Annotated in this window: 17 protein-coding genes and 1 pseudogene; 17 read left to right on the top strand and 1 reads right to left on the bottom strand. The window is 52.6% G+C overall.

Features of this window, described 5'->3' with window-relative positions:
* Window positions 1–31: 31 nt before the first annotated feature.
* The 17 genes from IPZ49_RS11750 to IPZ49_RS23130 all read left to right on the top strand — a co-directional run bounded on the left by IPZ49_RS11750 (window position 32) and on the right by IPZ49_RS23130 (window position 13,046).
* Window positions 32–274, top strand: a complete 243-nt coding sequence (locus IPZ49_RS11750) for a hypothetical protein (protein WP_062937877.1) — start codon at window positions 32–34, stop codon at window positions 272–274.
* Entirely contained in the window at window positions 267–647 is a 381-nt protein-coding gene (locus IPZ49_RS11745) for a hypothetical protein (protein WP_062937876.1), read from the top strand. Before IPZ49_RS11750 ends, IPZ49_RS11745 begins: the two co-directional genes overlap by 8 nt.
* Window positions 647–820: a hypothetical protein gene (locus IPZ49_RS11740; RefSeq protein WP_062937875.1), complete on the top strand. Its 174-nt coding sequence runs from the start codon at window positions 647–649 to the stop codon at window positions 818–820. Before IPZ49_RS11745 ends, IPZ49_RS11740 begins: the two co-directional genes overlap by 1 nt.
* The gene (locus IPZ49_RS11735; RefSeq protein ID WP_062937874.1) at window positions 820–1,170 is read left to right on the top strand and encodes a hypothetical protein; all 351 of its coding nucleotides are present in this window, start codon (window positions 820–822) and stop codon (window positions 1,168–1,170) included. The genes IPZ49_RS11740 and IPZ49_RS11735 overlap by 1 nt, the downstream gene beginning before the upstream one ends.
* An 18-nt stretch (window positions 1,171–1,188) precedes the next feature.
* Window positions 1,189–1,437 (top strand): hypothetical protein, encoded by a 249-nt coding sequence (locus IPZ49_RS11730; RefSeq protein ID WP_154815615.1) that lies wholly within the window; start codon window positions 1,189–1,191, stop codon window positions 1,435–1,437.
* A gap of 58 nt (window positions 1,438–1,495) precedes the next feature.
* Window positions 1,496–1,864: a hypothetical protein gene (locus tag IPZ49_RS11725; RefSeq protein WP_062937872.1), complete on the top strand. Its 369-nt coding sequence runs from the start codon at window positions 1,496–1,498 to the stop codon at window positions 1,862–1,864.
* Entirely contained in the window at window positions 1,861–2,244 is a 384-nt protein-coding gene (locus IPZ49_RS11720; RefSeq protein WP_032619446.1) for a hypothetical protein, read from the top strand. The genes IPZ49_RS11725 and IPZ49_RS11720 overlap by 4 nt, the downstream gene beginning before the upstream one ends.
* A 58-nt stretch (window positions 2,245–2,302) precedes the next feature.
* Window positions 2,303–3,058, top strand: a complete 756-nt coding sequence (locus IPZ49_RS11715) for an Ig-like domain-containing protein (protein WP_045911057.1) — start codon at window positions 2,303–2,305, stop codon at window positions 3,056–3,058.
* 50 nt (window positions 3,059–3,108) lie between these two features.
* Window positions 3,109–3,852 (top strand): DUF6246 family protein, encoded by a 744-nt coding sequence (locus tag IPZ49_RS11710; RefSeq protein ID WP_062937871.1) that lies wholly within the window; start codon window positions 3,109–3,111, stop codon window positions 3,850–3,852.
* Between the two features lie 72 nt (window positions 3,853–3,924).
* Window positions 3,925–4,299: a membrane lipoprotein lipid attachment site-containing protein gene (locus IPZ49_RS11705; RefSeq protein ID WP_062937870.1), complete on the top strand. Its 375-nt coding sequence runs from the start codon at window positions 3,925–3,927 to the stop codon at window positions 4,297–4,299.
* Window positions 4,300–4,356: 57 nt separating this feature from the next.
* Entirely contained in the window at window positions 4,357–6,684 is a 2,328-nt protein-coding gene (locus tag IPZ49_RS11700; RefSeq protein ID WP_063932741.1) for a tape measure protein, read from the top strand.
* A 10-nt stretch (window positions 6,685–6,694) separates the two neighbouring features.
* Window positions 6,695–6,922, top strand: a complete 228-nt coding sequence (locus tag IPZ49_RS11695) for a hypothetical protein (protein ID WP_045135341.1) — start codon at window positions 6,695–6,697, stop codon at window positions 6,920–6,922.
* Window positions 6,923–6,963: 41 nt separating this feature from the next.
* Window positions 6,964–7,461, top strand: a complete 498-nt coding sequence (locus tag IPZ49_RS11690; protein ID WP_062937868.1) for a hypothetical protein — start codon at window positions 6,964–6,966, stop codon at window positions 7,459–7,461.
* The gene (locus IPZ49_RS11685) at window positions 7,461–7,931 is read left to right on the top strand and encodes a hypothetical protein (protein WP_063151416.1); all 471 of its coding nucleotides are present in this window, start codon (window positions 7,461–7,463) and stop codon (window positions 7,929–7,931) included. The genes IPZ49_RS11690 and IPZ49_RS11685 overlap by 1 nt, the downstream gene beginning before the upstream one ends.
* A gap of 13 nt (window positions 7,932–7,944) precedes the next feature.
* Window positions 7,945–8,310 carry an NlpC/P60 family protein gene (locus IPZ49_RS11680; protein WP_062937866.1) on the top strand — a complete coding sequence of 122 codons (366 nt, stop codon included), beginning with the start codon at window positions 7,945–7,947 and terminating at the stop codon, window positions 8,308–8,310.
* Window positions 8,297–10,774, top strand: a complete 2,478-nt coding sequence (locus tag IPZ49_RS11675) for a host specificity factor TipJ family phage tail protein (RefSeq protein WP_063659642.1) — start codon at window positions 8,297–8,299, stop codon at window positions 10,772–10,774. Before IPZ49_RS11680 ends, IPZ49_RS11675 begins: the two co-directional genes overlap by 14 nt.
* A 55-nt stretch (window positions 10,775–10,829) precedes the next feature.
* Window positions 10,830–13,046, top strand: a complete 2,217-nt coding sequence (locus IPZ49_RS23130; RefSeq protein WP_063932742.1) for a hypothetical protein — start codon at window positions 10,830–10,832, stop codon at window positions 13,044–13,046.
* Window positions 13,047–13,082: 36 nt separating this feature from the next.
* Here IPZ49_RS23130 and IPZ49_RS23125 read toward each other — a convergent pair.
* Window positions 13,083–13,379, bottom strand: a pseudogene (locus tag IPZ49_RS23125) (hypothetical protein); the annotation flags it as partial.

Raw genomic sequence — 13,379 nt, 5'->3', positions numbered from 1 at the left:
GGGCTTCGGCCCCTTCTCTACGGGAGAGAGCATGAAAAAGTTAAAGGTCGAGGAGACTGGCTGCTGGGGAACAATTAACGGCGTATTCCAGCAACTGCAAGTAGGTCATGAGTTTGTTGCGATTGACGTTCCACCGGCTTTCGCTGGTCGCGTATCGGTGGTGGGCGAAGTTGAAGAGCAGGAGCTTGAAGTTGCTACGCCTAGCGCTGACGATAAAACCGCAGAGCAGGCTGACACCTCCGCTAAATCGAAAAAGGCGAAATACCATGGCTGACCCAATCACAGCGGCAGACGTGCAGGCGTTCCTCGGTGAATTGGGTTACTCCATCCCGGGCGCGCTGCTGGATCCGATCCTCTGCGTGGTGAACAAGATTATCCCGTGCCTCGATGGCGCAGGGTATGACGACTGCACCTCGAAGCTGATCCTGATGTACGCCGCCGCGCTTATGGCTACGTCGTCCGGCGCGCGCCGCATCAAATCGCAGGGTGCGCCGTCTGGCGCGTCCCGCTCGTTTGAATATGGTGACGACAGCATTACCTGGCTGCGCGACTCGTTGGCCCGTCTCGATACCAGCGGATGCACCGGTGAGTTGCCGATCAGCGCCGGTAATAGCGTCGGCCTGTTCATGGTGGTCGGAGGATGCTGATGAAGTACAAATCAGTAACGGAAGGCAAGCCGAAGCCGCTCACTCGCGTATGGGTCGAGACCGACACCGGGCGGGAGACTACCGGCTACGTGAAATCGGACGGCGAGTGGCATATCAACTGCCCGCGCATCCGGGCGACCGGCGCGAAGGTGCTGAGGTGGAAGGAGGACTGATGTCATCGGTAGCGAACTGGTCTTACACCGCCACGGCGACCATCTGGCGAAAGCTGGAAGGTAATGACGAATACGGCGATCCGCTTGGCTATGCCGAGCCTGAGCAAATCCTCTGTGATTACGAGGGCGGGCTCAGCAAGAAGTTAGCCAGCCTGGGCGCTGAAATCGTCGTCAAGAACACCGTTTGGACAGAGTTCGCGCTGGCGGCCGCTGGTGATTATCTGCTGATTGGCGTTTCGACCGAGGCTGACCCGGTTGTGGCCGGCGCCGACGAGGTGCGGCAAGTAACCCGCTACGCTGACACATTCGATCGTCTGACTGATGATTATGCGATACTGACTGGCGTTTAAACATTGATTGAGGCGATCATGAAAATACGATGGGTTAACGTCTACTATCCATACGGTGAGTGGGAAGACGAGTCAGGGGAAGTTGTTGCCGTTCCTGATGGTTTCCGAGCGACATTCAATGATAAAAACCTCATCGTCATCATGAGGAATTCAACCTCGCCTGGTGGTCATGGGGAACCATCCATCACTGCCAAAAGGCCTGAATTCATTGATGAAGATAACCTCGAGTTTTTGAAAGTCGATGGTGAGTTCATCGAATTAAAATAACCAATGATCACTACGATAAGGTCGCCCCGGCGGCCTTTTTTATTGCCTGGAGAAAGCCATGGGCATCAAAGTACGTGGCGTTAAGCAGTCGAAAGCCGGGCTCAACCGCATCATAAACGACGTGAAAGGGCGAAAGGTCGTCAGGGCGCTACAGTCAGCAATGATAATCGGCAGCTCCCAAGCCGCGCTTTATACGCCGATCGATACCTCTACGCTGCTTAACAGCCAGTATCGGGAGTTGATTAACAACGGCGTTCGGCTGACAGCTCGGGTGGGATACACCGCCAACTACGCTGTTTTCGTTCACGACCCTAATGTGCCGCAAACCTTCCGTCGCGCCACCGCGCAGAAAGAGTTCCTCACCAAAGGCTTTGAAGACACCCGCGGCCAGATTGATGCCGTGATGCGCAAGGAGCTTTCAATATGACACCTGCCATGTATGAGCGCGTGCGTAACTACTTCGTTGATGCAGGGCTTACTACTGGCTTCATTGTTCAGTTGCTGGCTTGGGACGACACAACGAAGTTAACCGACGCATTCATCGTGTTCCGGCCTAACGGCGGTACCGACATCCGAAATGACCTCGGATCTGATCACTACGTGCTGGTGGATGTCATTTCCGCCAAAGATAAGCGCCGCGCAGCCGCTGAGAAGGCTCAGGAAATCATCAATTATGTCGAACAGAACGACATTAACGACGAATGCCTTGGCCTTATTCAAAACCTCGGCAATATGCCTGCACCCATCCTGACCGAAGAGGGGCGCCTGGTCTTCAGACTCCAGTTCATGTGCGTTTACGGCGAATAACCCAATCACCAACCCATCAGGCTGCCATCCGGCGGCCTTTTCTATTTGAGAGGTACACATGCAAGGCTGTGCTAATGATTTTGGCAAGCTGATCGGGAAAGTAGCTGTGCTACGCATGGCCTTTGGCTGCCCCGACGCAGTGCCAGCGCTTTCCGAGTGGAAGCGTCTCGGCGCTATGACGACCAAGGGCATCGACTATTCGATGAACACCATCAACTCCGAGGCAGATGATGCTAAAGGGCTGGTGGAGAACCTGGTCAACAACATGGATCTGACGATCTCCGGCGAAGGTGAGTTTCGCAAGTCTGATAAAGATAACGAGATCGGCGCGTGGCGTCTGTCGAAGTATATCTTTGACGAAGTCCAGGCCGGTCGTCAGCCTAACCTGTGGGTGCGGTTCGACTTTGCGGGTGAGAACGCCGGTACTTACATCCAGGGCTACATGAACACCACGTCCTGGTCTGGTGATTTCGGTACTAACGATATCTCCACCTTCTCCGGCGAGTGGAAGGTCTACGACGCTGACACTGTTGTGTTTGAGGTGGCTGATGCTATCGCGGCCACTGGCGTTGAGGTTACACCCGCAACTGCTTCTCTGGTCGTTGGCGCAACCCAGCAACTGAGCGGCGCGGTTCAGCCAACAGATGCGACTAACAAAGCGATCACCTGGACCACTTCGGCACCTTCCATCGCCACTGTCAGTTCAACCGGCCTGGTGACAGCAGTTGCCGAGGGCACCGCGACTATTACGGCTACCACTGCTGACGGTGATTTCACCGACACCTGTGCTGTGACCGTGACTGCCGCACCGTAATCACTACAAAGGGCGGCTTGCTGCCCTTGTTAATGGTTATGGAGAACGATATGACCCCTTTGAAAGAAATTGGCGAGTGCCTGATTGGTGCTGGCGGCCGTGAATACTTCTTCCGACCATCGTTCCGCAATATGACGCGAATCGGCGAGCCTGAGCATATCGTCCGCACTTTTTATGCGCTGTTCAATGACGATGTGGCAAAGATGCTTGAAGCGGCGCGCGAAATTCACAGTGAGATACCAGAGCATCAGCGCAGATTTTACGCCCACTATTTCGGTGACGTTTCGCTGCCACGCTGGGCACTTGATGCAGCAGGCTCTGCCGCGTTTGTGCGTGAGGCATTGCTCTCGGCTATTAACGTCATTCAGTCCTGCTGTGACGAGGACGTTTCTGAGCTGACAGGCTGGCATGAGCATTCACGTACTGGAAGGCGTACGTTTGTATGGCGCCGTGGAGCTCTCCCGCCTGAGAACCTGATTCTGATAGCTCAGTCGCTGATCATGCATGGCGTTATCGGACGGGCGAAGGTTCGTAAGTTGCAGAAGCACGAAAGCAAGGAAACGACGCCGGAGTTTCATGCGACTGAATACATCATGGCGGCGCGAAACCATTTCGGGATCAGCAGGGAAGAGGCTGAAAATCTTACTATGACCGAATTTGCCATGATGCTTAACGCCAAATACCCTGACCAGAAAGGCTTCACCAGGGAAGAGTATGACGCGGTTATGGACGATGACGATCGCCGGTGGCAGGAAATGATTGAGCGCGAAAAATCAGCAAAGAAGGCGGCCTGAGTTAATAATGGATATACCAGCCCCGACCGACCGGGCGTATGATGGCACGACAAAAATACTCAGGGGATAAGAGTGAAGAAAATACTGTTGGCTTTGGTGATTCCATTGATTCTGGCTGGCTGTAAGCCTGGCGAGGAAAAGGCAATTTCTCTGGCACAATCTGAAGTTTCAGCCAATCTACTGGATCCTGGTAGCGCGCAATTCCGCAACGTGAAAGTTGTGAAGATGACAGATGCCGATGATGGCCGTATTAACGCAGTTGTTTGCGGGGAGATTAACGGAAAGAACGGTTTCGGTGCCTATGCAGGGTTCCATCCATTCTTTGTTGAGCTGAAAATGAAATCGAAGGGGATGTTCTCAAAAGGCGTCGACTACACCCTTGGTGATCACTTCCTCAGTTCGAAAGATACGCCTCCACCACCGGCCTACACAGAACGATGCCAATAAACGACACGAATAACTAACCCACCACTCGGTGGGTTTTTTTATGCCCGGAGAAAACTGATGTCTGAGAAAGCAGGCGAGATTTATTACGACATCGAGGCCGATGTATCTGGCTTGCTCAAGGCGCAGGGAAAGGCCAATAAGTCGCTCGACTCCATCGGCAACTCGGCGACCAATGCAGCCAAAAAGATGGATGAATTGCAGACGAATATCAACCGCGTCGCCGGGGCAATTGCCGCCTCACTCGTTGTTGACTGGGGTAAGGCGTTTCTCGTTGCTGCTGACAACATGAGCCAGCTCAACGCGCGTATAGAGAGGCTCACTGGCAGCGCAGCGACAGCATCGCAGACTATGCAAAGTCTGATGCGCATCAGTTCGGCAACGGGAGGTTCTCTACAGGATACAGCGAAGCTATGGGAGACTCTCAGCACGGCGTTGCGCGATACCGGCGCGACGAACGGCCAGATCATCCAACTCACCGAAACACTTCAGAAAATAGGTCGCATTGGCGGATCCTCGACAGAAGAAATGGCGAATGCTCTTCGTCAGTTCGGCCAGTCAATTTCCTCCGGCACTGTCCGGGCTGAGGAGTTCAACTCCATCCTTGAGCAAATGCCGGAACTGGCGCGCCAGATTGCCGCCGGGATGGGTATAAGCATCGGAGAGCTTCGCCAGCTGATGCTGGACGGGAAATTGACGGCAGAAGATGCCCTCAACGCAATTCAGAAGCAAACCGGTTCAGTGAATGCAGAGTTCGAGAAACTCCCGCGCACGCTTTCACAGGCTAATACCGCGCTGACAAACTCATTCCTGTCGATGATCGATTCCGTTAACCAGGCAACAGGAGCCAGCAATGGCCTGGTTGCGGTTATCGACTCGATGACGGCGGCACTGGACAGACTGGTGGGGAAGGCAATCTCAGCGGATGCGCAGATTTCAGATCTGAACAGCACGGCAGAAATGTTTACCCGCCGGGCCCGCACCTGGTCATGGCTTGGGCTTGATGGCTGGGAGGCGCAAAACAAAGCGCTGGCGGGACTGAGTAATAAAGCCGCTATGCTGGTTGGCGATTTAGCAGCTGTAAGTAAAGCGTCACAGACCGCCGCCAACACCAAGCCGATCGAGATAAAGACCACCGCAACGACCACCGGGAGCAAGTCGAAAGGTGGAGCGTCAGCCGCCCAGAAAGAGGCGGATCAATACGCTAAAGCGCAGGGAACTGTTAACCAAAAACTGGATGAACTGAGGCAGAAGGCCGAGCTCTCAGCTGGCAGTGTCGGTGAACTGTCCAGAGCTCAGGCCGTGCTTAATGCGCAGCAGTCTCTCGGCAACACAGCCACGCAGGAACAACTTCTGCTGGCCGGGCAACTGGCAGGAAAAGCCTGGGACAATGCCAACGCATTGCGTGAGCAGGCCAAGGCTGAACGGGAGCGCACTGAGGCAGCCAATAAGTTCAGTACCATCCAGGGCAAAACCAGTAAAACCGCCGGGCTGGATAGCCAGTACCAGAAAGACATCGCTGATATCCAACAATACGCCCAACTTTACCCGCAGAAGGTCGGGGAGGCTGAGGCAGCGCGTGCCGCTATCGAGCAGCAGTATCGTGATCAGCGTAACGCTGCAATGTGGGAAGAATGGTCGCAACAGAACGCGGCCACTCAGGCAGCGGCAGCGGCTTTCGACTCTCTTGGTTCGGTGGCCAGCAATGCGCTGACTGGCATTGTCACCGGAAGTATGTCGGCCAGCGATGCGATGCGCAGTATCGGCATGACCGTGCTGAACAGCGTTGTTAACTCGTTCGTTCAGATGGGCATTGAGTGGGTTAAGTCGGCCATTATGGGCCAGACGGCCACTACCGCGGCGGTTGCAGCATCCACCACCGCACAGGCGGCAGGCATCGCAACCACGACAGCGACTTCGACGGCAGCGGCAGCGGCTACTACGGCGGCATGGACTCCGGCGGCCATCATGTCCTCCGTGGCTTCATTCGGTGGCGCAGTAGCTATTGGCCTTGGCGCGATGGCTGGCATCCTGGCACTGTCAGGCAAACGCAAGAACGGCGGGCCTGTCTCGGCTGGGGGGATGTATCAGGTAGGCGAAGGCGGCATGCCGGAGATTTACCAGGCCAGTACCGGTAAGCAGTACATGATACCAGGCGACAACGGCAGGGTGATCAGCAACAAGGAGATGACTGCCGGCGGCGGTGTGAGCGTCATAATCAACGTACAGAATATGACGAGTGCCACATTTGACGCTCAGGCTATTAATAACGGAGATGGTACAATAACCGTGGATGCCATTATTGCTGACTTGAATAATGGAGGTCCTATATCGCAGGCTATTACTGGTAATACAACTGCGAAACGAACACCTCGAGGTCAGTTATAAGGAGATATGCGTGGTTATTGAGCCAAACGATGTGCAATCAATACCAACAGAGATAGGCAAGCCTCATAAGCTTTATCCGAACAGGGCAGTAGAGTTTGTATTTACTCTCAAGGACGGCTCTATCATCAAAGGCATTGCTCCTGCTGGAGAGGACCTGGAATTTACCAATAATGGCGATATCGTTGATATAAAAATCAATGTTTACGATACGCCATCTGGTCCACGGTCCGTTGAATAATCAAACCCGCTTCGGCGGGTTTTTTAATGCCTGGAGTTTAGATGCCAATTATCGACTATCCCGACTGGCTGCCGCTGGCGCAGAAGGCCAGCAAAAACATGACGCTCGATACCGGGTTCCAGACCGATCAGCCAGCGGTCGGCCCGGCAATCTTCGAGAATCAAACCGACGACCTGAAAGTGACCTGGTCACTGACGTGGATCTTCACTCTGGCGCAGGAACGTGCTTTCCAGCAGTGGCTACGCAGCCCGAAATATCTCAATCGGGGCCTGAACTGGTTCCGGATGAATATCAATCTGGGCGGTAGTGGCCTGCAACTCCAGGAACTTCACTTTACGCAGATGCCGGTGCAAACCAGTATCGATGGCGGAGTGGTGACCTGGACGGGAACCGTTATTGCGAACCACCTCTACAACGCCGACGACGAGTTCGACGACATCATTGTTGAACTGCCGCCGCCGTGGGATTCGTGGCTGGATATCGTTGTCACGGGTTATCCGGACGGGCGCGATCCGGAATCACTACCGAGGGTGCCGTAATGCCGAGCTTCAGGGAGTATAAGCAGCAACGCCCGACGCGCGGACTGTACGACACCATTACGTTCTACCATCCATCCTTTGGTTACGTTCGCCTTGTCGACAAGCAGTTCTTCCCCAAGACGCTCGGCGGACAGGCGTACACGCCGGCGCGATTTGAAATCGAAGAGAGCCAGCAGAGCGGCACGCCGGTGATCGACGCTACGGTGAAGTTAGGGCGTCTGTCGTCTGACATCAAAGCGCTGATGAAACAGTGGAAGGGTGCAGCCCGTCTGACGGCCATCACGGCCACCAGGCAGATCTTCGACAGCGGCGATGTGTCGGTGCCGATTAAGTCGTGGCAGCTTTACGTCAAGACGGTGGATATCGATGCTGATGCCGCATCGGTCACGCTCTCCGTCACCAACCCTCTGAATAACAATATTGGTCGCCTTTATGATCCAGTCGAGTACACGGGACTTCAGTACCTCTGATTTTATCAGCAGGATGATCGGCGTGCCGTGGGCTAACCGGGCCTGTTCGTTCGAAAAGGTGGATTGCTGGGGGCTGGTGGTGCTGTATTACCGGCACGTTCTCGGTATAGAGCTGCACCAGACACCGGACTACGAAGCCGGTGAGGACTTCTTCACCTGCTATCAGGGTGACGTCGTCTTCTGGCGCCAGGTCGATAAACCGGTCGAGGGCGGGATATTCGTCGGGTACCGAGGTGCGCAACCGGCGCATGTTGGGCTGGTGCTTAACAGGCAGGCGCTACATTCGCGCGGCGAGAACGGAAGCGTACGCATGGACTCGTTGCTGGTCATTCAGCGGGCATTCACCAAAGTGGAGTTTTTCGAATATGGCGCTGGTTGAGATATCGAATTTTCCAGGAACGCCTAAGCTGCGTTGCAGGGTGCCAAACGGCACCCTTTTTTATAACTGGCTGACGGCCAATGAGGCTATCTTTCACCGCGATCTGCTGATCGTCCGCAACGGCGTAAAGCTGGGTGACGATGATGAGCTGGCGTTTGAGCTGAGCGAGCTGGACCACATCCAGATATTCGACCAACCAAAGGGCATTGTCGACGACATACTGAGCCCGATATTTAAAGTGGTTGGCCAGGTGTTTTCGTTCCTGGCGCCGAAGCCGGCAATTGCGAACAACGGCGGTAATACTGTCGACTCACCGAACAATAGCCTGACCGGTCAGACAAACATTGCGCGCGTTTACAAGGCCAAGCCGGACATTTATGGGCAGATTCGTTCGTTCCCGGATCTGATTCAGGAGTCGGTGTTCGAATACGTGCATCAGACGTCCACCGACGGCGGCCTGAAGTACGTTACAGAGTGGATGTGCATCGGGATCGGCAAATACGATTACGAGTCTGTGCGCTACTCAGAATCCAGCCTCGGTTCACTGGCCGGTGCCGAATTCCAGTTCTTCCAGCCTGGCGAAGTTATCCCGCAGATCGTTGAGGGGTACGGATTCGATGACGTTGACGGTCAGGAAGTTCCCGGTCAGAACGAAGCCAGCGACTTCCCGATCGAAACAGCAACGGCAAACACGGTGGTCAGCGGGACGTATTCCGGCGGCCAGATAGCGATGAAAATCGTTAAGCAGGCGGAGTTCGACTATTTCATGGGGTTGGTTCTGCCGCACGCTGTAACCTTCACCATCAACGTGACGTACAGCACGGCCTCCGGCAACGTGACTATCGATGCGACATTCTCCGGCACGCTGATTTCTGCGGTTGAAACAAACGACGGCGCTGTGGTTAACCCGGTGCGCTGGTACACGTTTACGATGAACCAGCTGGAGGGGCCGCAGGACATCCCGGCGAATGCCATGATCAACACTACGAAGTTCATCCTGAACGATAACGAGGCGCTGGTGGTTGGGCCGTTCTTTTCCCCGGTCGAGTCAACGCAGCTGTGGCTGCATACCCAGTCCAGCCTTGGCGGGAAGAAAGAGACCAACTGGAAGGTTGTCATCTGGAAAATTGACGATGACTACAACCAGGTTCCCGGCACACAGCAGACATTCACGTACCGGCAGACGACTCCACACCAGTCGACGAGTGAGGTGTTTTATCGCACTGACAAGATCACTCCGGCCGGCGGCTTCGGGAAATACGCGGTCAGCTTCCAGCGCACGGATAACTCAGGCGATGCTTCACTGCTGAAGGTCGAAGAGATCCACAGCATCAACATCAGGACATACGTCGTTCACCAGACCGACACGCTGGTGCGCGTAAAAGTCCGGGCGACCGAGAATGCCCTGGGGAGCCGTGAGCGCAAATATAACGCCCTGGTGACGCGCCATACCATTACGTACGACCTGGACACGCAGACGGTGGATTACACGCTGCGTCCGTCGCGCTCGTTCGCTGATGCGGTGGCGCATACATGGTTGATTATGGGTGAACAGCCGGTAAGCAGTATTGACCTGTACGGTCTGTACTCTATTGCTGAGAGCCTGCCTGATGAACGGCTGGGCTACTTCGACTACACGTTCGACGACGAGAACGACTCGCTTGGCGACCGGGTGCAGGCGATCTGCAATGCGGCGTCGGTGGTGGCGTACTGGGATGACGGCGTGCTGACCTTCACTCGCGACCAGAAGGTTGACTATCCGGCTGCCGTATTCAACCGGGCCAACATGAAGACTGACGAGTACAAAATGACGTACGAGGCCACGCTTCCTGGCGGCTACGACGGCGTACAGGTGTCCTACGTCCACCCGACCACGAACAATAAGACGTACATCAACTACCGCGTGCTGAACGGCGCCATCATCGAGCAGGAAGCGGAAAACCCGAACAAGCTGGAGATAGTCGGCTTTCGCAACGAGTATCAAGCCCGTGAGCGCGCGCTTCGCGAAACCAAGCGTCTGATCTACTCGCGAGTGAAGATGAACGCCAAAGTGTTTGAGGACGGCATTATCCAGGTCGGTAGCGTTATTCAAATGCCCGACATCTACGACAGCAACCAGCAGCAGGGTTACATCACCGGACGCGCCGGGAATAACTTCGATACCAGCGAGCCGATCGCGTTTACCGGCTCGATGTATGTGCTGGTGACCGACAGTCTGGGCAATCCGACATTGCGCTATCCGGCAACCGCCCGCAGCGACACGAAGTATGGTTTCACCGCGGCTATCCCCAACATTCAGCTCAACATATGGAACGGAGACACTGTGCAGCTCCCGTCGCGCTATCTCATTGCGACAGTGGAGGAACTGGACAGCCAACTATGGACAGTCAACAGCATCAAACCGAACACAGATAATACGGTTTCACTGACGGTCGCGGAGTACAGCGACGCCATCTACGAATAAGCCCCATCCCAACAAACAACACCCGGCCTCGCGCCGGGTTTTTTATGGAATAAATATGGCTACTACACCTACCAACCTGCCTGTGCCAAGTGAATCACCTATCGACCTTAAGTTTAATGCAGGGAAAATTGATGAATTTGTCACGTCTATGGGGTGGACCTATACCGATCGCTTCGGTCAGAAGCACTACACTATTGAAGGCATTAATTACCTTGCCCAGCAGGCAATGGCAGCGTTCGGCTATGTGATCCTCACTGGCAAAACGTTTACCACTGGCGCAACGATAAACAACCCGAACGAAGTTCTGCTGAATACAGCTGATGGGGAATACTACAAATGGACCGGTTCATTTGCATCAGGTCCAAAAGTGGTTCCCGCTAACTCAACTCCGGCGAGTACTGGCGGGGTTGGGCCAGGTGCATGGATTGGTGTCGGCGATGCTTCTCTTCGTGCAGCACTGGCATCGTCATCAGGTGCCAGTATGGTCGGATATAAAAACAAAGGGGCTTATTCGGTCCAGCAAACAGTGAAAGATAAGCTCGATCGCATTTACTATGCCAGTGATTACGGCGTTCTGACGACTAACACCGCCGCTGTAAACACGACGAATTTGCAGAACATGCTGAACGACCTTTCCGGTAAGTCCACCATTACGAGAATCGTGTTTGCAGATCAGGGTACTGTTTTTGTTAACGGGCCAATCACAGTTCCTAATAACACCGACATCGAGATTAAGGCCGGGGTTACGGTTTCAGGAGCTTCAGGCAATCTGAAGCCAGTGTTTGTAAGTGAGAAATGGGCATATGTTCTGTCAACCAGGACAGTGTCTGGTGGGTTTGCTTCAAACACATCCGATCTAGGTAACCGTTCAGATTATATTGGGATCTGGGGTGGCGGGACCGTTGACTACAACTATTCGACCGGAGGGGCGGCGAACGGGCTGGAAATGCATTGCATCTGCATAGCATCAGTCGCTCGGGTTAAATTAGGTGGCGGCCTTGAGATTAAAGGGGCAATTAAATATTCATATCTTGTTGCCAACGTTCAATATCTTGATGCTCAAGGGCTTCGTTTTAATAACAACTCTGATGGTTTGCATCTACAGCCACCCATCGATTACGCATACGTAAGGGACCTGTATGGAACTACTGGTGATGACATGTTCGCCATGACTGGTGGCGACTATCTTGATTACGATCTGGGTCTACGCGGAACGTTTAATCATATCGATGTTAAGGGCATTTATGGCATTAACTCTTTATGTGCAGTAAAAGTTGCAGGAAATAGCTCTACCCCTGTTCGGCATCTTAGCATAGACGGTGTTTATGGTAGCTATCAGCACAGTGTCATTAGGGTCTGGACGGATAGCGCTCAGTTATCTCGCACAGATGTAAAGACGCTTAATATTAATAATGTTGGTGGGACACCTGGATCTGGTTATCGTGCAATCGAATTTAAAACGGTAGGCACAGGTTCTGTTACTGTAGATAATGCAATTATAGGAGTCCTTTCAGCTAATTACTTATCTTCAACGGTGGCTGTAATCTCAGTTACAACTGGTACGGCTGGAAGTTCATCGGTGCGATTATACAATCTTGAATGTCGATGCCCTCGTGATGTCGTTTATTTCCTTGATGTTGGGGGAGACGGAGCTGCTTCTGATAATAGTAGAATAGATAATTTGAAGTTAAACTTCGATAAGACTTTGCTTCCATCCTCGGTAAATGGTGCGTGTGGTGTTAATTTATATCGAGGGCAAATAAACTCCCTTACGGTTACGGGATGCATTGAAATGTCTACAGGTCAAGCAGTTATAAAGAAATCAGGAGGAAAGTTTGAGAAAATTATTCTAAATAATTTAATTCAACTTAATGGGGCTAGCATTTTAGGTACGCAGCCTAACTATGATGGGTCTACGGTCGCCATTCAGATTATAGGTGGCGTTTTCACTAATCCCGATAAGATTACGAATCTTATCGGTAATTATACTGTAGCAGCAGCAAGTCCAATTATAACAGATAAAGTCGGTGAGATATTTGCAGCAACAAGTAGTGCTGTTAACTTGTCAGGAGCAATTGGTTACGGAAATTCATGCATTCCAGCAACCTCAAAATCTGGTGTATTTTGGAATATCAAAGGCTTTGGCATCTATGCTGATGCAGCTATAGCTTCATCAGCACGCGGTAACTATTGTTACAATACCAATACTTCTATACAGGGTGGTATAGGTTTAGTTGCAGCTAATGGAACAACTTGGGTAAGTTTAATTTAAGTTTAAAAGGGCATCTTACGATGCCCTAAATATTCACTAAATGTTATTTTTTACCCGTGACAGCATACAAAGTACTGTAAATACTAATAAGTCGAAGCAGATATTCATGCCGAAAAGATGTTTGCTTAGATCTCGGTAACCCTCACCTAAGAAAGCTAAGAATAACTGAGAAGCGCCGAATGATGATATAAAGAAAATCACTTGACGATAATATTCATTCTTTAAAAATATAGATAAAACCATTGAAATAAATAAAACGCTAAACCTTATATCCTTGAATAAATAATCCTTGATACTTGTAATCATAGCTAATGGGCCATGGTTGTTTTCAAT

The sequence above is a fragment of the Enterobacter cloacae complex sp. S2 genome (assembly GCF_015159675.1).
GTDB lineage: Bacteria > Pseudomonadota > Gammaproteobacteria > Enterobacterales > Enterobacteriaceae > Enterobacter > Enterobacter intestinihominis.
Note: the sequence above shows the minus strand (reverse complement) of the source record. Positions and strands in the feature narration are given on the sequence as shown.